General features: G+C 39.7%; 19 protein-coding genes and 1 pseudogene. 4 read left to right on the forward strand and 16 right to left on the reverse strand.

The features are described 5' to 3' along the window. Positions 1 to 230 precede the first annotated feature (230 nt). The 7 genes and pseudogenes from QM843_RS00375 to parE form a co-directional block, all read right to left on the reverse strand. Positions 231 to 791: a nucleotidyltransferase family protein gene (locus QM843_RS00375; protein ID WP_414304258.1), complete on the reverse strand. Its 561-nt coding sequence runs from the start codon at positions 789 to 791 to the stop codon at positions 231 to 233. A 29-nt stretch (positions 792 to 820) separates the two neighbouring features. Continuing rightward, entirely contained in the window at positions 821 to 1648 is an 828-nt protein-coding gene (locus tag QM843_RS00380) for an aminoglycoside 6-adenylyltransferase (protein WP_414304321.1), read from the reverse strand. Positions 1649 to 1664: 16 nt separating this feature from the next. Continuing rightward, positions 1665 to 1883: pseudogene (locus tag QM843_RS00385) on the reverse strand (GNAT family N-acetyltransferase); the annotation flags it as partial. A 66-nt stretch (positions 1884 to 1949) separates the two neighbouring features. Continuing rightward, a complete protein-coding gene (locus tag QM843_RS00390) occupies positions 1950 to 2324 on the reverse strand; it encodes a GNAT family N-acetyltransferase (RefSeq protein WP_261031447.1) in 375 nt (124 codons plus the stop codon). Positions 2325 to 2610: 286 nt separating this feature from the next. After that, entirely contained in the window at positions 2611 to 3834 is a 1224-nt protein-coding gene (locus QM843_RS00395; RefSeq protein WP_261031448.1) for a hypothetical protein, read from the reverse strand. 29 nt (positions 3835 to 3863) lie between these two features. Further along, positions 3864 to 4346, reverse strand: coding sequence for a hypothetical protein (locus QM843_RS00400; RefSeq protein WP_261031450.1), 483 nt, complete (start codon positions 4344 to 4346; stop codon positions 3864 to 3866). Positions 4347 to 4349: 3 nt separating this feature from the next. After that, positions 4350 to 6293 (reverse strand): DNA topoisomerase IV subunit B, encoded by a 1944-nt coding sequence (parE, locus tag QM843_RS00405; protein WP_000037280.1) that lies wholly within the window; start codon positions 6291 to 6293, stop codon positions 4350 to 4352. A gap of 135 nt (positions 6294 to 6428) precedes the next feature. Here parE and plsY point away from each other — a divergent pair, with 135 nt between their 5' ends. Beyond that, entirely contained in the window at positions 6429 to 7070 is a 642-nt protein-coding gene (gene plsY, locus QM843_RS00410) for a glycerol-3-phosphate 1-O-acyltransferase PlsY (RefSeq protein ID WP_261031451.1), read from the forward strand. Between the two features lie 39 nt (positions 7071 to 7109). Here plsY and QM843_RS00415 read toward each other — a convergent pair whose 3' ends face one another. The 9 genes from QM843_RS00415 to QM843_RS00455 form a co-directional block, all read right to left on the reverse strand. After that, positions 7110 to 8066, reverse strand: a complete 957-nt coding sequence (locus tag QM843_RS00415) for an ABC transporter permease (protein WP_000029128.1) — start codon at positions 8064 to 8066, stop codon at positions 7110 to 7112. 2 nt (positions 8067 to 8068) lie between these two features. Then, positions 8069 to 9127, reverse strand: coding sequence for an ABC transporter permease (locus QM843_RS00420; protein WP_414304259.1), 1059 nt, complete (start codon positions 9125 to 9127; stop codon positions 8069 to 8071). Beyond that, positions 9120 to 10655, reverse strand: coding sequence for an ABC transporter ATP-binding protein (locus QM843_RS00425; protein ID WP_254753702.1), 1536 nt, complete (start codon positions 10653 to 10655; stop codon positions 9120 to 9122). Before QM843_RS00425 ends, QM843_RS00420 begins: the two co-directional genes overlap by 8 nt. Before the next feature lie 143 nt (positions 10656 to 10798). Then, the gene (locus QM843_RS00430; RefSeq protein WP_001036135.1) at positions 10799 to 11851 is read right to left on the reverse strand and encodes a BMP family lipoprotein; all 1053 of its coding nucleotides are present in this window, start codon (positions 11849 to 11851) and stop codon (positions 10799 to 10801) included. Between the two features lie 89 nt (positions 11852 to 11940). Further along, positions 11941 to 12330: a cytidine deaminase gene (locus tag QM843_RS00435; RefSeq protein WP_261019595.1), complete on the reverse strand. Its 390-nt coding sequence runs from the start codon at positions 12328 to 12330 to the stop codon at positions 11941 to 11943. Beyond that, a complete protein-coding gene (deoC, locus tag QM843_RS00440) occupies positions 12317 to 12979 on the reverse strand; it encodes a deoxyribose-phosphate aldolase (RefSeq protein WP_414304260.1) in 663 nt (220 codons plus the stop codon). The genes QM843_RS00435 and deoC overlap by 14 nt, the downstream gene beginning before the upstream one ends. 19 nt (positions 12980 to 12998) lie before the next feature. Beyond that, on the reverse strand, positions 12999 to 14276 hold the full coding sequence (locus tag QM843_RS00445; RefSeq protein WP_254753703.1) for a pyrimidine-nucleoside phosphorylase: 1278 nt from the start codon (positions 14274 to 14276) through the stop codon (positions 12999 to 13001). Next, positions 14273 to 14863, reverse strand: a complete 591-nt coding sequence (locus QM843_RS00450) for a class I SAM-dependent methyltransferase (RefSeq protein WP_414304261.1) — start codon at positions 14861 to 14863, stop codon at positions 14273 to 14275. Before QM843_RS00450 ends, QM843_RS00445 begins: the two co-directional genes overlap by 4 nt. Positions 14864 to 15068: 205 nt before the next feature. Beyond that, positions 15069 to 15473 (reverse strand): hypothetical protein, encoded by a 405-nt coding sequence (locus QM843_RS00455; protein WP_000698112.1) that lies wholly within the window; start codon positions 15471 to 15473, stop codon positions 15069 to 15071. Positions 15474 to 15672: 199 nt separating this feature from the next. Here QM843_RS00455 and coaA point away from each other — a divergent pair, with 199 nt between their 5' ends. The 3 genes from coaA to QM843_RS00470 all read left to right on the forward strand — a co-directional run bounded on the left by coaA (position 15673) and on the right by QM843_RS00470 (position 17462). Then, positions 15673 to 16593 (forward strand): type I pantothenate kinase, encoded by a 921-nt coding sequence (gene coaA / locus QM843_RS00460; RefSeq protein WP_004258795.1) that lies wholly within the window; start codon positions 15673 to 15675, stop codon positions 16591 to 16593. A 67-nt stretch (positions 16594 to 16660) separates the two neighbouring features. Then, the gene (gene rpsT / locus QM843_RS00465) at positions 16661 to 16897 is read left to right on the forward strand and encodes a 30S ribosomal protein S20 (RefSeq protein WP_001274000.1); all 237 of its coding nucleotides are present in this window, start codon (positions 16661 to 16663) and stop codon (positions 16895 to 16897) included. A gap of 52 nt (positions 16898 to 16949) precedes the next feature. Further along, complete coding sequence (locus QM843_RS00470; protein WP_173226607.1) at positions 16950 to 17462, forward strand: DNA topology modulation protein; 513 nt, start codon at positions 16950 to 16952, stop codon at positions 17460 to 17462. Positions 17463 to 17548: the final 86 nt, after the last annotated feature.

Consider the following 17548-nt stretch of genomic DNA (forward strand, 5'->3'; position numbering starts at 1 on the left):
GATGTAGAAAGGATTAGTCCCGTGTTCAGTTACATTCAGTAACCAAACTAGCCTTTCTGTAGTTTAATGTGTTTAAAATTTGTTGCTTCAGTTAATAAGGAACTTCACACAGCATTTAGGGCGTGTTTAACTCCTTTCGAAGAATGGAGAGTAAATATTATGAAAAAAGAAAAAACATAGAGTAAGTGAGTTTCATCCAATTCCTGTATCGTCATTTCCACTTGAAATGTCTACTCCACAAATCCTCGTTTATACTTGATGTGACTCGCGATATTGCTATCTACATCTTTCTTATCCCAAAGTTGAAGTTCCCATGGGTAATAAAAATTACTTTTATTTTTAAAATAGATATGAATACCTACATAGCCATCTTTATCACGTAAATACCAGTTTTTTAGTCCGTACATCTCTTGCCAATCATCTAATTTTTCCATAACTTGAGCTATCTCTTTGGAACTTAAAATCATACGAGCACCAAAAATATCATTAAGAATGGAATTCACAGGATAGCCCTCTTGACGCTCTGAAAAACGTGTAATTTTATCTAAAATAGACTCAGAAGTTTTGACACGATAAACATAGGCAATATCTTGGACATCCGCTTTCATCAGATAGTCATTAATTGACTCATGTAAATTCAGACGGTAGGACAAAATCGCTTTCGTCGGAACTTTTGAAAAGGTATGCTTGAGATTGATTTTTTCCACCTTACCCGTTTCAAAATAATCTTTAGAATATTCTAGATGAATACGATTAATCTCTGTAATGAGACGTTCCACTTTTTCAATCATGAGTCTTCTCCTCTCACTTTTTCATTTTTCTAGTTATTCCCAAACTTCTTCACTCTCTCCTCAGCATACTGAATCATCTTCTCAGCCACGTCCTTCCTGTAGTCAAAGCCCATCTTATGAGCAAGGGTTTGAGCTTCTTGATGAAAAAGTTGCATCGTATCAAACAAAGACTGAGTGATTTTGTCACTATTTGAGAAATCAAGTAGACTTGAGAATTCATGCTCTTTCTCAGCAGGCAAATAGTTAAAGAGGTACTTGTAGTTCTTGCCGATGTCGACAGTCCCCTTATCACTTGCGACCTGCCAAGCCAATATCTTCAAGAGTTCTTGCTGACAAATACCGTAGAGATGGTCGGTCGCATAGATGAGCTGTTTACGACAAATGCCCTTCACTACATAGGCAGAAACCCACCAAAATTCATTACAGGCTGTTTCAAAATCCGTTTCAGTAGCTGGGCTTGTCCAGAAACGCTCTAGATTTGGGGAATAGGGTTCAAATAAATGTTCTGAATCTTCCAAAACAGTGAATCCTGCCTCGCTATCCACCCACTCTTGGATGTGGTCTTTGGGGCAGAGAGTCAAATCAATACGATTACCATCTTCAAAGAGCATAAGAAATAGACGGCGATTGTCAAGAGCAACCTCTTGATCAATAATGCGTTTCCCAAACAGATCTAGCCAAGACAAGTCTGAAATTAGGTTTTCAAGATTATCAACAAGATAAACAACATCATAGTCTTGAAATTCATCTTTCGGAGCATGATCATTTGTTCTAGAACCCGATAAAGCAACAGCATCGACTTTTAAACTTTCAGCCATTTGTAAAATCAGATTCATCATTTCTGTTTCAGTTCTCATGGGAATACCTGCCTTTTTAGTGGAAACTCTTGATTCTGTAGAGGACATATCTATAAAGCGGACTGTCTGCTGGAACTTTTTCATTCTCAAATTCTTTGACAAATTCCATGCTCAGTTTTTGCATGACTTTTTGCGAAAGTTGATTGAGTAAGGATGTAAAAGAGTAAACTTATGACAAGCTAGCTTGCTGAAAAACAAAGTCTAGACAGGCTTGGGCAGCCTCCGTCGCATAACCATCTTGGCTAGTTCAAGCGAATCTGTCAGACCCAGTTTGTTGTCAAGAGTCATTGGCTGTCTCCTTTCATTCAGATTTTCTAAATCCTGTGCCAACAGGCTTAAAACTTATTGCCCGATAAAATCCATCTGCTTCAGATATTAATTCAATCCGTGTCAAAGGATATTTTTTGTGGATCTCCTCAATCAGCTGCTGTCCCAGTCCTTTTCTGCGGTGGGATTTATCAATAATTATTTCAGCTAAAAAGGTCGTCAGCACTTCATCCGTCAGATAACGGGCAAAGCCAAGGATTTTCTGGTCCTCTTCAAGCACCAAGTAATGAGACAGATTTGTTGAAAATAGAGATCTCACTTTTTCCTCTGTAAAAGAAAGCCATTTTTCACTTTGATAAAAGCTATAAATAGCTTGACAATCTTTTCTGCTTGCAGGTCTGATAATCATCTTCTATTCCTCCAATCTATAATCTCCTAAATTTTTTTATTTTAACTTTAATTCCTTTTTTACCTTCCTGATTTTCTGAAAAGTTTTTTTGCTTTAAAACTGCTCGCAAGAAAAATAAACGTTCGTCTTTTACTCAAAAAACACTCGCCGGATTTTCTGCCAAACAGAATTTGCTCTAAAGCACTCCGTCAGAAAAACTGGCGACTTCATTTTATCCCTAGTAAGCTTGTCAGAAATTCAAATGATAGGTTAGTTTATATTATAGTGATTTCGACAAAATGAAAATCTAAATAAGTTTTAGAGCATCTTCTAAAGTTTTTGCCCCCTTTTCAAATTGTATCCTTTTTTCTCTTATTTCTTGGTCAGAAAAATAAATTCCTTTGTATTCCGAACGTCTAACAACAGGATAGAAATAATTCTTATTCCTTGAGCGATTGATTAATTTTTGATTTTTCAAATAATCAAAAATTACTTGTTGCTGACTTTCTGAAAACATAAATATTTCATCTTTTGAAATATCATCTGGTAATTGTTCAATATCTAAGGCGTTTGTATCTACACCCAGAAATTTTTGAGCTCTTCCTATATGACTAAAAATAGCATTTTTTTCTTGACCCAGTACGAGGTAAAATATTCTTTCTCCCTCATCGTTTTTTACTATATCTGAATTATCTTTAAAGATATTTTCAAAACAATCTTTATAAACTTCTTTGTATCCTTCAAGATAAAATTTACGATAGCTAACATATCCCTCGTAATCTGAAGGTAATTTAGACAAATTAAAATCTACATCAAAATTTGGTATAAAGACATGAATTTCCTCCAAATCATTTTCCAAAGAAGGAATTCTCTTGCGGATAATGGGTTTTAAAAATATTTCTGTTCCAATAGGGTATTTAGAGTCTTTGCTATAAAAAACAGCTTTTACTTCATAAAAAATTTCTTCAATATCAGCATTAAAATAGTCAGTGACTAAATTTTCATAATAAGCCTGACTTCTTCTATTGACGAACGAACTAGATTCTTTATTCGCAACACTAAATTGTAGAAATATGTTCTTCTCTTTGCTATTTATAATATCTTTGGCACTACTATATTTATCATTGCATGAATAATAAGAAATAAAACTATAAAATTGTTTACCTAGAATATGCCCCGAGTGAAAAAAATATTGTCCATCTAACTTCTTAGGATTATACTGCCCTTTTAATATATTAGGAGAGCTTAGCTTAGAAACATTTTTATTTTTTTGTGATTTGAGTACGCAAGACCAGCCTCTTCTAAAGAATTTAAATTTTTCTCCTTTAACACTCGATATATCGCTCACATCATTTTTTACTATTTTAAAGTAACATCCCGATTCACAAAATTCTAACCTAATAGAATGTGGTTCTCTATCAATAGAAGCCAATCTAGACAATCTCTCATTTAATCCACTATTTTCTAATAAATAGACCAATTCGTCTTTATCTTTCAATCCAATCCTAGTCAGAACATCTGATTCTTTCATAATAATTCCCCTTTTCACAGTGCAAAACTCTAATTTTGAATGTATTTCAAAATTATATTGTAATTTTTGTTATTTTTTTCTTTTAAATGACTGCTACGAGAATTATTTATTTCTTGCTCAGGATATGAAATCGGAGGGGCATTATATTTAAATAATTTATGAAACTCATCCTCTTCGCCAACATACACCGAAATATCATAAAAGAGTTCTCCTTCATTATCTTGATACTGATCTCCGGTAATATCAACAATTATATCTTCATAGGCAACTAACCAAGCATGAGAATCCCCTTCCCATCCAGAACCATATTCTCCAGAAACATATAATGATTCAATTCCTTGTTCATATAAAAACCTCTGAAGGTAGTCACTTACAAAATTGCAACATCCCTTAGGAAAATTCACTAGGTTATAATCAATAATCTCTTTTGTCTGAATTGCTTTTTCAATAGCTTTTCTATATCTCATAGCTATTTCTTTCAATTCATTTATCATAATTTGTTTATTTTGCATCGTTCAAAACGCACCACTCTCTTCCAGCGTAAACTTGACATTGTCTTCGATCCACTTACGACGTGGTTCTACTTTATCTCCCATGAGGACATTGACACGACGTTCTGCGCGTGCTAAGTCTTCAATCGTGACACGAATGAGAGTTCGAGTTTCTGGATTCATGGTTGTCTCCCAGAGTTGGTCCGCATTCATCTCACCGAGACCTTTATATCGTTGAAGGGTAGCACCTTTACCAAACTGCTTGCGGAGTTCTTCTAGCTCACCATCCGTCCAAGCATAAGCCACTTCTTCTTTCTTGCCTTTTCCTTTGGACATCTTGTAAAGAGGTGGAAGGGCGATATAGACATGTCCTGCCTCGACTAGCGGACGCATGTAACGGTAAAAAAATGTCAAGAGCAAGGTCTGGATATGAGCACCGTCAGTATCCGCATCGGTCATAATAATAATCTTGTCATAGTTGGCATCCTCAATAGAAAAATCTGCTCCAACACCCGCACCAATGGTATAAATCATAGTGTTGATTTCTTCATTTTTGAGGATATCCGCCATCTTGGCCTTGGCTGTATTGATAACCTTACCACGAAGAGGTAGGATAGCCTGAAATTTACGGTCACGGCCTTGTTTGGCAGAGCCACCGGCAGAGTCCCCCTCAACCAGATAGAGTTCATTCTTAGCAGGATTCTTAGATTGGGCTGGGGTCAATTTTCCAGACAATAAGCCCTTGTCTTTTTTATTTTTCTTACCATTCCGGCTCTCATCACGCGCTTTGCGAGCCGCCTCTCGAGCGTCACGGGCCTTTATAGCCTTGCGAATAAGATTAGATGCCAATTCTCCATTTTCCATGAGGAAGAAAGTCAACTTATCCGCCACAATACCATCCACAACTGGGCGAGCTAGTGGACTTCCTAGTTTGTCTTTGGTCTGTCCTTCAAACTGGAGATGTTCTTCAGGAACCAAGATAGAAAGAACGGCTGCTAGTCCCTCACGATAGTCTGAACCTTCAAGGTTTTTATCTTTTTCCTTGAGAAGCCCCGTCTTACGCGCATAGTCATTCATGACCTTAGTGATAGCAGATTTGAGTCCTGTCTCATGCGTTCCGCCGTCCTTGGTACGAACGTTATTGACAAAGGACAGAATGTTATCTGAAAATCCATCATTGTACTGGAGAGCTACTTCCACTTGGAAACCATTGTCTTCCCCTTCAAAGTAAAGGACTGGCGTCAAGGTTTCCTTGTCTTCGTTCAGATAAGAAACAAAGTCTTGTACCCCATTCTCATAGTGGAACTCAATTGCTTCATCTGTTCGCTTATCTGTCAAAGACAAGGTCACATTTTTTAAGAGAAAAGCTGATTCATTGAGGCGCTCTGAAATGGTATTGTACTTGAAATCTGTCGTAGAAAAGATAGTCGCATCAGGCATAAACGTAACCTTGGTACCTGTCTTAGACTTAGGCGCTGTACCGATTTTCTTCAAAGTCGTAACAGGTTTGCCACCATTTTCAAAACGTTGCTTGTAAACTGCACCATCACGAGTAATTTCAACTTCCAACCAGCTTGATAAGGCGTTTACAACGGAAGAGCCAACCCCGTGGAGACCACCTGATGTCTTGTAGCCTCCTTGACCAAATTTTCCTCCGGCGTGAAGAATGGTAAAGATAACCTCAACTGTTGGAATTCCCATAGCGTGCATTCCAGTCGGCATCCCACGACCATGGTCTTGCACAGTCAAGCTCCCATCTTTATTAATGGTGACATCAATACGGTCACCAAATCCAGACAAGGCCTCATCGACAGCATTATCGACGATTTCCCAGACTAGGTGGTGGAGACCAGCTCCATCGGTCGATCCGATATACATCCCTGGACGTTTTCGGACTGCATCCAACCCTTCTAGCACCTGAATGGCATCATCATTATAATTATTAATATTGATTTCCTTTTTTGACACAAGGAACCTCCTATTCGTTCATCTTTACTATTCTACAGGTTTTCTAAGGATTTTGCAAAATTTTTCTTTCTCCGGTGTGACAATTTCAGAAGAGATTCTCTGCCTTTCTTCTCCATTTCATGATATAATAGGAGTATGATTACAATAGTTTTATTAATCCTAGCCTATCTGCTGGGTTCGATTCCGTCTGGCCTCTGGATTGGACAAGTATTCTTTCAAATCAATCTACGTGAGCATGGTTCTGGTAACACTGGGACAACTAATACCTTCCGCATTTTAGGTAAGAAAGCTGGTATGGCAACCTTTGTAATTGATTTTTTCAAAGGAACCCTAGCAACGCTTCTTCCGATTATTTTCCATCTGCAAGGTGTTTCACCTCTTATCTTTGGACTTTTGGCTGTTATTGGTCATACCTTCCCTATCTTTGCAGGATTTAAGGGTGGCAAGGCTGTCGCAACCAGTGCTGGAGTGATTTTCGGATTTGCACCTGTCTTCTGTCTCTACCTAGCAGTTGTTTTCTTTGGAACCCTCTATCTTGGTAGTATGATTTCACTATCTAGTGTCACAGCATCTATCGCGGCTGTTATCGGGGTTCTACTCTTTCCACTTTTTGGTTTTATCCTGAGCAACTATGACCCTCTCTTCATCGCTATTATCCTAGCACTTGCTAGTTTGATTATCATTCGTCATAAGGACAATATCGCTCGCATCAAAAATAAAACTGAAAATTTGGTCCCTTGGGGATTGAACTTAACTCACCAATATCCAAAAAAATAAAAGGTCAGTTCATTCATTGAACTGACGTTTTTTGTATGCTTATTTTGATTTGATATAGTTGATACCATCTGCTTTTGGTGCGACTGCTTTTCCAAAGAAGGCTGCCAAGACAAGAATTGTCAAAACGTAAGGTGCGATTTGAAGGTAAACCGCAGGCACTCCTTGTAGGAATGGCAATTGAGAGCCGATAACAGCCAAACTTTGTGAAAGTCCAAAGAAGAGACTAGATAGCATGGCTCCAATTGGATTCCATTTTCCGAAGATCATCGCAGCAAGGGCGATAAATCCAGGTCCAACAATAGTTGTCACTGAGAAGTTAACTGAGATGGATTGAGCATAAATCGCTCCACCAATTCCACCTAGGAAACCTGAAATAATAACTCCTAAATATCTCATTTTGTAGACATTGATTCCCAAAGTGTCCGCTGCTTGAGGGTGTTCACCGACGGAGCGAAGACGAAGACCAAAGCGAGTCTTGAAGAGGATAAACCAAGCAAGGAATGAGAAGGCAATTGCCAGGTAACCAAGAAGACTAGTTGACTTGAAGAAGATATCACCAATTACTGGGATATTGGCCAAGACTGGGAAATCAAAGCGTCCAAAAGTCTGACTTAGGTTGTCGGTTTGTCCTTTGTTATAAAGAACTTTCACTAAGAAAACAGCCAAGGCTGGCGCCATCAAGTTCAATACCGTACCGCTGACAACATGGTCTGCACGGAAATGAACTGTCGCTGCTGCGTGGATGATAGAGAAGACACCACCAACCAATCCTGCAACTAGCAAGGATAGCCATGGAGTTGATGCTCCAAATTGTTCTGCAAATTCAAGGTTAAAGACAACTCCAGAAAAGGCACCCATAACCATAATTCCTTCAAGGCCGACGTTTACGACACCACCACGTTCAGAGAAAACACCACCGATACTTGTAAAGATGAGGGGCGCTGAGTAAATCAGCATAGAAGACACCAAGAGGGTGAGCAAGGTTGTAATAGACATCTTTACTTACCTCCTTTAACTTGTTTTTTCGGTTTGACAAAGCGTTCGATAAGGTAATGAACACTGACAAAGAAGATAATAGACGCTGTTACAATGCTGACAAGCTCAGATGGTACCTGCGCCGCATTCATACCAGGAGCTCCAACTTGGAGAACACCAAATAGGAAGGCTGCAAAGAGAATACCGATTGGTGAGTTGGCCGCAAGCAGACTAACCGCCATCCCGTTAAATCCGACAGCTAATGATGATCCTTGAACATAGACGTTCTGGAAGGTTCCAAGCCCTTCAACAGCTCCACCAAGACCTGCCAGGGCACCTGAAATAATCATAGATAGGATGATAGTCCGCTTGGCAGAAATACCAGCGTATTCTGAAGCATGTGGATTAAGACCAACTGCACGAATTTCAAAACCAAGAGTCGTTTTCTTGAGCATGAACCAAATAACTACAACGGCAATGATAGCAAAGAAAATACCAATATTCATCCGTGAGTTACCAGTCAACTCAGACAACCAAGGTGTCTGGTAGGTTGCATTAGCCCCAACACGAATGGTCGAATCTGTACTTTGCATGAAGTCTTTAGGGAAGGCATGGATAAAGGCATTCCCTACATACAAAACGATGTAGTTCATCATGATAGTTACGATAACCTCTGACGTCCCTAGATAGGCTCTCAGAATACCTGGAATCGCTCCGACAATTCCACCAGCAATCAAGGCAATCACGATGGTTGCTAAAATCATCAAGGGGCGTGGCATATCTGGATGCGACAAGGCAAACCAACCACTGAGAATCCAACCTGCCAAAGCCTGACCAGGAAGCCCAACGTTAAAGAAACCTGCCCGACTAGCAACGGCAAAACCAAGACCAATCAAGACCAAAGGCCCCATGGCACGGAAGATTTCTCCAATACCGCGTAGACTACCAAAGGCTGTATAGAACAATTCTTCGTAGCCCCAAATAGCATCATAACCGAAGATCCACATGACAATGGCTCCGAGCAAAATTCCTAGAAAGACAGAAATCAAGGGAACCGAAATTTGTTGTAATTTTTTAGACATCACTCTTCTCCTTTCCCAAGTTTCCACCAGCCATCAAGACACCTAGTTCTTGTTTATTGGTTGTTTCTGGTGATACAATACCTTGAATCTTACCATCGTGGATAACGGCAATACGGTCTGAGACGTTTAAAATCTCATCCAATTCAAAGCTGACAACAAGGACAGCCTTACCATTATCACGCTCTTCAATCAAGCGTTTGTGGATATATTCAATAGCACCGACATCCAACCCACGAGTTGGCTGGCTGACGATAAGGAGATCAGGATCACGATCAATTTCACGAGCAATAATTGCTTTTTGTTGATTTCCTCCTGAGAGTGCAGCTGCAGGAACAAATTCACTGGCAGCACGAACATCAAACTCTTCCATTAACTTTTTAGCATAAGAAGTAATATTTGAATAGTTCAAAATTCCATTTTTACTATGTGGTTCTTTATAGTAGGTTTGAAGGGCAATATTTTCAGAAATCATCATTTCCAAAATCAAACCATCACGGTGACGGTCTTCTGGAACGTGCCCAACACTCAACTCAGTAATCTGACGTGGGTGCAAGCCTACAATTGAATTTCCTTTTAGCTCAATGCTACCAGATTCAACCTTGCGAAGACCTGTAATTGCTTGAATCAATTCAGACTGACCATTTCCATCAATCCCCGCAATACCAACAATCTCTCCAGCACGAACATCCAAGGATAGATTTTTCACAGCTGGGACACCGCGGTTTTCATTGACCACCAAGTCGTTAATAGACAAGACCACTTCTTTTGGTTGAGAGGCTTGCTTCTCTGTTTTAAAGGAAACGGAACGACCCACCATCATTTCTGCCAAATCAGCATTGGTAGCCCCTACAATTTCGACGGTTTCAATTGATTTCCCACGACGGATAACTGTAACTCGGTCAGAAACTGCACGAATCTCATCCAACTTGTGGGTAATCAAGATAATTGATTTTCCTTCTTTGACAAGATTTTTCATAATAGCCATCAACTCATCAATTTCTGATGGAGTCAAGACAGCCGTTGGTTCGTCAAAGATAAGGATATCAGCCCCCCGATAAAGGGTTTTTAAAATTTCTACACGTTGTTGGGCTCCAACTGAGATATCTGCTATCTTGGCAGAAGGGTCAACCGCTAAGCCATAACGTTCAGAAAGAGCCTTGATTTCTTTGCTAGCTCCAGCAATATCTAGCACACCATTTTTAGTTAATTCACTACCTAAAATGATGTTTTCAGCCACTGTGAAGGCTTCTACCAACATAAAATGCTGGTGAACCATTCCAATTCCCAAGCTAGCTGCTTTAGACGGTGAATCGAGGTTAACAACTTGACCGTTGACCACAATTTCACCACTGGTTGGTTCAAGAAGCCCTGCTAACATGTTCATGAGCGTGGACTTACCAGCCCCATTTTCTCCTAAAAGTGCATGAATTTCACCTTTTCGTAGGTGCAGGTTGATTTTGTCGTTGGCAACAAATTCACCAAACACCTTGGTAATATCACGCATCTCAATGACATTTTCGTGTGCCATGTGCTCTTCCTTTCAGAGTCTTATTTTATTTCAATAAAACTTGCTAGTTTATCTAGTAGCAAGCTTTACTGAGACAAAATGACTTTGTCTCAACTCTTAAAAAAGCGGCCGAGGGCCGCTTCCTAAGAAATGACTTCCATCCATTATTTTTCAGGAACTTTTACGCTTCCATCAAGGATTTTAGCTTTTGCATCTTCGACAGCTTTTTTACCTTCTTCTGAAAGGTTTGTTACTGCCAAGTCAACCCCTTTATCTTTCAATGAGTAAACGATCACTTGACCGCCAGGGAATTCACCTTTTTCTGCCTTGTTAGCAATATCTTTTACAGTTGTACCAACTTGTTTCAAAGTAGATACAAGAACAAAGTTTGATTCTTTACCATCTTTAGAAGTGTATTTACCTTCTGCCTCTTGGTCACGGTCAACACCGATAACCCAAACTTTTTCACTTTCAGGACGGCTCTCGTTGAGTGATTTTGCTTCTGCAAAGACACCAGCACCTGTTCCACCTGCTGCCTGGTAAACAACGTCTGCACCAGCTGCGTATTGTGCTGCTGCAATTGTTTTACCTTTAGCAGCATCACCAAATGAACCAGCATAGTCAACTTGAACTTTGATAGATGGATCTACTGACTCAACACCAGCTTTAAATCCAGCTGCAAAACGTGAGATAACTTCAGACTCAATACCACCTACAAAACCAACTTGTTTTGTTTTAGTTGTTTTAGCCGCTGCAACTCCCGCAAGGTAAGCAGCTTCGTTATCAGCAAATGTTACGCTAGCAACATTCTTTTGATCTTTAATCACATCATCAATCAAGACATAGTTCAAATCAGAGTGGTCTTTTGCTGCTTCTTCAACCGCATTGTGAAGGGCAAAACCAACACCGAAGATTAGGTTGTAACTTCCAGCCGCTTGTTGCAAGTTGTTAGCATAGTCAGCTTCACTTGTTGATTGGAAGTAAGTGAAACCTTTATCTTTTGAAAGATTGTGTTCTTTACCCCAGTCTTGCAAACCTTCCCAAGCTGATTGGTTGAATGATTTGTCATCAACACCACCAGTATCAGTGACGATTGCTGCTTTTGTCTTCACATCAGAAGATGAAGCTGCGTTACGAGAAGAGCGGTTACCACATGCAGCAAGTCCAACTGCTGCCACTGCAACTAGACCAAGGCCTAGCCATTGTTTCTTGTTCATTACTGAACCTCCTAAATAAGATGTGCAACGATGTTGCAAGTATGGATTGGTTGGCCACAAGGACCGTGCCACTCAGAGAGCGACTCAGACTAGTTTAAGTCTGTAAAAGAGTATGGAAGTAACTCCCCGACCGTCATCTCGACCGTCGATTTATCTTTTGCGACTAAGGTCACTTTTAGATCTTGTTCAAAAAATTCAGCCATCACTTGGCGACAAGCACCACATGGTGAGATTGGTTTTTCAGTCTGTCCATAGACAATCAATTCTGAAAATTCTCTTTGGCCTTCGGAAACTGCTTTAAAAATGGCTGTACGCTCTCCACAGTTTGTCAAAGGATAGCTAGCATTTTCGATATTCACTCCCGTGTAAACATTTCCGTCTTTGGCTACTAAAACTGCTCCGATAGGAAAGTGAGAATAGGGCACATAGGCTTTCTTGCTTGTTTCAATTGCTAGTTCAATCAACTCAGTAGTCGCCATCTGCCAATTCTCCTTTTAAAATGGCTACTCCAGCTGAAGTTCCGATACGGGTCGCCCCTGCTTCCACAAAGGCAAGAGCATCTGCATAAGAACGAGCTCCGCCAGCAGCCTTGACTCCCATATCAGGTCCAACTGTTTCACGCATTAATCTAACATCTGCTACCGTAGCACCACCAGTTGAAAAGCCAGTTGAAGTTTTTACAAAGTCAGCTCCAGCTTTTTGAGCTAATTGGCAAGCCACAACTTTTTCTTGGTCTGTCAGAAGGCAAGCTTCAATAATGACTTTCACTAACTTGTCACCACTTGCTTCTACTACTGCGCGAATATCCAACTCAACCAAATCAAGATTACCTGATTTGAGAGCTCCAACATTGATCACCATATCAATCTCATCTGCACCATTTTGGATAGCTTCCTTGGTTTCAAAAGCTTTCACAGCTGAAGTTGTTGCCCCCAAAGGGAAACCTACTACTGTACAGACCTTGACATCTGTGTCTTCAAGCCCTTTTTTAGCATGTTCAACCCAGGTCGGATTAACGCAAACACTGGCAAAATCATACTCTCTAGCTTCAGACAACAAACAATCAATTTGATTTTCTGTCGCATCTTGTTTCAAAAGTGTATGATCGATATATTTATTTAATTTCATATTCGGATTCTCCTACAGTTTATGAGATGATTTCTATAATTTCTCGTAAACTTTGCACCCTGTCATTTATTTTAACATATTTTTGAAAATCTGTAACTAGCTGAGGAGAAATTTTTCCATTTGTGTATACTTTTGCAACAATTTCTCCCTTTTGAACGGAATCTCCAACTTTCTTTTCAAAAACAATTCCTGTTTCATAGTCCAAGGCATCAGACTTAACTGCACGGCCTGCCCCCAGTCTCATAGCATAAAGCCCAAATTCCATAGCTGGAAGAGCTGAAATGACACCCGTTTCCTGAGCAGGGATTTCCACCACATGGGCCACATTGACAGGACGATAGAGGTCTTCCAAGTCTCCACCTTGGGCTTGCACCATATCCTCAAACTTAGCCAGTGCTTGGCCATTTTCAAGATGTTGTCGAACTTCTTCAACTGTCTTGTTTACATTTGCTAAACCAAGCATAATTTGAGCCAATTCACAGATGAAGTGGGTAATATCCTGACGGCCTTGACCTTGTAAAATATCCAATGCCTCAAGAATTTCAAGGCGATTTCCAATCGCTCGTCCCAAAGGTTGACTCATGTCCGTAATCACTGCTACCGTCTTCCGTCCAACAGCCTTACCAAGTTCCACCATGGTTTGAGCCAATTCACGCGCCTCATCAACAGTCTTCATGAAGGCACCCTCGCCAACAGTCACGTCTAGTAAAATAGCATCCGCTCCTGCAGCGATTTTCTTGCTCATGACAGAACTCGCAATCAAAGGAATCGTGTCGACAGTTGCTGTCACGTCACGGAGGGCGTAGAGAAGCTTGTCTGCTTTGACCAGCTGGTCTGATTGCCCAATGACAGATACACCAATATCCTGCACTTGTGCAATGAAATCCTCTTGACTTCGTTCCACTTGATAGCCCTTAATGGACTCCAATTTATCGATTGTACCGCCAGTATGGCCGAGACCTCGACCACTCATTTTTGCCACAGGCACACCAAAACTAGCAACAAGGGGAGCTAAAATCAAGGTCACCTTATCACCAACACCACCCGTAGAATGCTTGTCAACCTTAACTCCATCAATAGCGGATAAATCAAACTCTTGACCTGTCTTGACCATCTTCATGGTCAAATCAGAGATTTCTCGAGTTGTCATTCCTTTGAAATAAACAGCCATAGCAAAGGCAGACATCTGATAATCAGGGACAGTTCCTGACACATAGCCTTCAACTAGCCATTCAATTTCACTCGAAGTCAGTTCTTGACCATCTCGTTTTTTTTGGATTAAATCAACTGCTCTCATTCTTTCACACTTCTAAGGATATAATATCCCTTATCTTTTTTGACGATTTCACAATTGCCAAACACTTCCTCCATCTTTGACTTGGCGCTTGGAGCCCCTTGTTTTTTCTGGATAATGATTGTTAAATCTCCACCAGTTTCCAAGAAATCTTTACTTTTCTCAATGATTTCATGAACCACTTGCTTGCCCGCACGGATAGGAGGATTTGAAATGACATGGTCAAATGTGCCTTCAACTTGTTCATAGATGTTGGACTGGAAAATCGTCGCTTCTACTTTATTTCGTTCAGCATTTTGTCGCGCCAAATCCAAGGCACGATTATTGATATCAACCATGGTCGCCTGAACCCCATAAGCCTTAGCCAAGGATAAGCCCAAAGGCCCATAACCACACCCTACATCAAGGACAGTCTCTCCTTGGTTGACCTCTAGACACTTGAGCAAGAGTTGACTGCCAAAGTCAACCATTTTCTTGCTAAAAACACCCGCATCCGTCAAAAAGGTCATTTTTTCTCCCAATAAGTCCACTCTCAACTCATGAATGTCGTGAGCAGCGTCAGGATTTTCTGCATAATACATTTTACTCATGAAACTATTTTACCATAATTTGACTTAAATTGTAAATCGTTTACAAATTGATAATAAAACGAAAAAGACTGAAGAAAGCTAGTAAGTAAAACATTTTCTTCAATCTCTTTAAACACTTATAAATAATAAGCCATTTAGAACTAGAAATATCATAATTAGGATATAACAAAATGTTTATCATCTATAATTAGGCGCATTCTTATTACTATTGCTTAACCTTCAGATACTTAATTATCAACAAAATTCCCAACAGGATGTTTAGATAAAAGCCCAACTGATACGTTTTTGTCAGGATTTCCCAACTTGTCCAAAGTCGTACCAAATCTTCTAGCGACATGCGGAAGAAATAACCCTCTGTAGCAATCCATAGAACTAAAAAGAAATAACTACCAGCAGCAAGCCATTTCGTCCACCGTTTTTTTAGTAGGCAAGCAATCAAGAGCGAACAGATAAAGATAGCTGTTACAATAGCATGTTCCATCAAAAAAGTAAAACCGTAATAGATTTCCACAAAGCGTCTACCATTATCCGCATTCGCCCCTTTTATAAAAGGTAGTGCAAAACTTAAAATAAAACAGAGTTCCAGTATATAACTTTTTAAGATTTTCATAGTACACCTCCTATAAATTGTGAATCCCAAAGCCCCCTTTATTGGCTTATAAGTCAAGAGAAAGTAGCTCCTACCTCATCAATAAATTGGTCAACCCTATCTACTTCTATTATACGATATTGGTTTACTATCATCAAGAAACCGCTTTATTTTTTTAGCTTTTTATGGTATGATAAACAAAATATCTAGGGGAAAACAAATGACCAACGAATTTTTACATTTTGAAAAAATCAGCCGCCAGACTTGGCAATCGTTACATAGAAAAACCACACCTCCTTTGACAGAAGAGGAATTAGAATCCATCAAGAGTTTTAATGACCAGATTAGCTTGCAGGATGTTACCGATGTCTATCTCCCCCTAGCCCATCTCATCCAGATTTACAAGCGTACCAAGGATGATTTGGCCTTTTCAAAAGGGATTTTCCTTCAACGTGAAAGCAAATCCCAGCCTTTTATCATTGGGGTTTCTGGGAGTGTTGCCGTTGGAAAATCCACAACCAGTCGCCTACTTCAAATCCTACTGTCCCGTACCCTTACAGATGCTACGGTTGAGTTGGTAACAACTGACGGCTTTCTCTATCCCAACCAGACCTTGATTGAACAAGGGATTTTAAATCGCAAGGGATTTCCTGAAAGCTATGATATGGAAGCTCTTCTCAACTTCCTGGATCACATCAAAAATGGACAAGATGTAGATATTCCTGTCTATTCTCATGAAGTCTACGACATCGTACCCGAGGAAAAGCAAAGCGTCAAAGCTGCTGATTTTGTCATTGTTGAAGGAATAAATGTCTTTCAAAATCCACAAAACGAGCGTCTCTACATTACTGACTTCTTTGACTTTTCCATCTATGTCGATGCTGCAGTCGATGACATCGAGAGTTGGTATCTGGACCGTTTCTTGAAAATGCTGAGCCTAGCCCAAAACGATCCTGATAGCTACTATTATCGTTTTACACAAATGCCGATTGGGGAAGTGGAATCCTTTGCCCATCAGGTCTGGACCAGTATCAATCTCACAAATCTACAAAATTATATTGAACCAACTAGAAATCGAGCGGAAGTGATTCTTCATAAAACAAAGAACCATGAAATCGATGAAATTTACTTAAAAAAATAATTTTCCCTTGTCAAAACGTAAGTTTTCAGATATAATGGTATAGTTAGTAAATATGGAGGTAAGAACATTGGCAAACATTAAATCAGCTATCAAACGCGCTGAATTGAACGTTAAACAAAACGAAAAGAACTCAGCTCAAAAATCAGCTATGCGTACTGCTATCAAAGCTTTCGAAGCAAACCCATCTGAAGAACTTTTCCGTGCTGCTAGCTCAGCTATCGATAAAGCAGAAACTAAAGGTTTGATTCACAAAAACAAAGCAAGCCGTGATAAAGCTCGTCTTTCAGCTAAACTTGCTAAATAAGAAACAGTCCATAGAGGCTGTTTTTTTGTCCTCAAATAGGAAAAGGTAGAAAATGAAAATCGCAATTATCGGATATTCTGGTGCTGGTAAGTCAACTCTAGCCGAAAAGTTGTCTCACTGCTACTCCATCCCAAAACTTCACATGGACACACTCCAATTTCAACCTGATTGGCAAGACAGTGATCGCGAATGGATGTTGACCGAGATGAAAAATTTTCTCACCAAGCATAAAGCTTGGGTTATTGATGGCAATTATTCTTGGTGCTATTACGAAGAAAGAATGCTGGAAGCAGATCAAATCATCTTTCTCAATTTTTCTCGCTGGAATTGTCTGCTACGAGCCTTTAAACGTTATCTTAAATACCGGGGAAAAGTAAGAGAAAGTATGGCAGCTGGTTGTCAAGAACAATTTAATTGGGAGTTTATCAGATGGATTCTCTGGGATGGGCGGACAAATAATGCTAAGGAAAGATACCAAAAATTAAGTGATACCTACCCTGAAAAGATGCATATTCTCCATTCTCAAGCAGAAATTGATTATTTCTTGCAATCTCTTAAAAAATAGACAATAGAGTAACATTCATTAAGGTCAGTATGTAGTGAATGACTAAAAAAGGAAGATTTTCATTCAGAAAATCTTCCTTTTGTGTT

The sequence above is a fragment of the Streptococcus mitis genome, from assembly GCF_047463435.1.
GTDB lineage: Bacteria > Bacillota > Bacilli > Lactobacillales > Streptococcaceae > Streptococcus > Streptococcus mitis_DS.

What these genes read in the sequence shown, in the direction of transcription:
- QM843_RS00375 (WP_414304258.1), bottom strand. Translation starts at nt 791, where the DNA reads ATGATTGAAAAAGTGGAACGTCTCATTACAGAGATTAATCGTATTCAT.
- QM843_RS00380 (WP_414304321.1), bottom strand. Translation starts at nt 1,648, where the DNA reads ATGAGAACTGAAACAGAAATGATGAATCTGATTTTACAAATGGCTGAA.
- QM843_RS00390 (WP_261031447.1), bottom strand. Translation starts at nt 2,324, where the DNA reads ATGATTATCAGACCTGCAAGCAGAAAAGATTGTCAAGCTATTTATAGC.
- QM843_RS00395 (WP_261031448.1), bottom strand. Translation starts at nt 3,834, where the DNA reads ATGAAAGAATCAGATGTTCTGACTAGGATTGGATTGAAAGATAAAGAC.
- QM843_RS00400 (WP_261031450.1), bottom strand. Translation starts at nt 4,346, where the DNA reads ATGCAAAATAAACAAATTATGATAAATGAATTGAAAGAAATAGCTATG.
- plsY (WP_261031451.1), top strand. Translation starts at nt 6,429, where the DNA reads ATGATTACAATAGTTTTATTAATCCTAGCCTATCTGCTGGGTTCGATT.
- QM843_RS00415 (WP_000029128.1), bottom strand. Translation starts at nt 8,066, where the DNA reads ATGTCTATTACAACCTTGCTCACCCTCTTGGTGTCTTCTATGCTGATT.
- QM843_RS00420 (WP_414304259.1), bottom strand. Translation starts at nt 9,127, where the DNA reads ATGTCTAAAAAATTACAACAAATTTCGGTTCCCTTGATTTCTGTCTTT.
- QM843_RS00425 (WP_254753702.1), bottom strand. Translation starts at nt 10,655, where the DNA reads ATGGCACACGAAAATGTCATTGAGATGCGTGATATTACCAAGGTGTTT.
- QM843_RS00430 (WP_001036135.1), bottom strand. Translation starts at nt 11,851, where the DNA reads ATGAACAAGAAACAATGGCTAGGCCTTGGTCTAGTTGCAGTGGCAGCA.
- QM843_RS00435 (WP_261019595.1), bottom strand. Translation starts at nt 12,330, where the DNA reads ATGGCGACTACTGAGTTGATTGAACTAGCAATTGAAACAAGCAAGAAA.
- deoC (WP_414304260.1), bottom strand. Translation starts at nt 12,979, where the DNA reads ATGAAATTAAATAAATATATCGATCATACACTTTTGAAACAAGATGCG.
- QM843_RS00445 (WP_254753703.1), bottom strand. Translation starts at nt 14,276, where the DNA reads ATGAGAGCAGTTGATTTAATCCAAAAAAAACGAGATGGTCAAGAACTG.
- QM843_RS00450 (WP_414304261.1), bottom strand. Translation starts at nt 14,863, where the DNA reads ATGAGTAAAATGTATTATGCAGAAAATCCTGACGCTGCTCACGACATT.
- QM843_RS00455 (WP_000698112.1), bottom strand. Translation starts at nt 15,473, where the DNA reads ATGAAAATCTTAAAAAGTTATATACTGGAACTCTGTTTTATTTTAAGT.
- coaA (WP_004258795.1), top strand. Translation starts at nt 15,673, where the DNA reads ATGACCAACGAATTTTTACATTTTGAAAAAATCAGCCGCCAGACTTGG.
- QM843_RS00470 (WP_173226607.1), top strand. Translation starts at nt 16,950, where the DNA reads ATGAAAATCGCAATTATCGGATATTCTGGTGCTGGTAAGTCAACTCTA.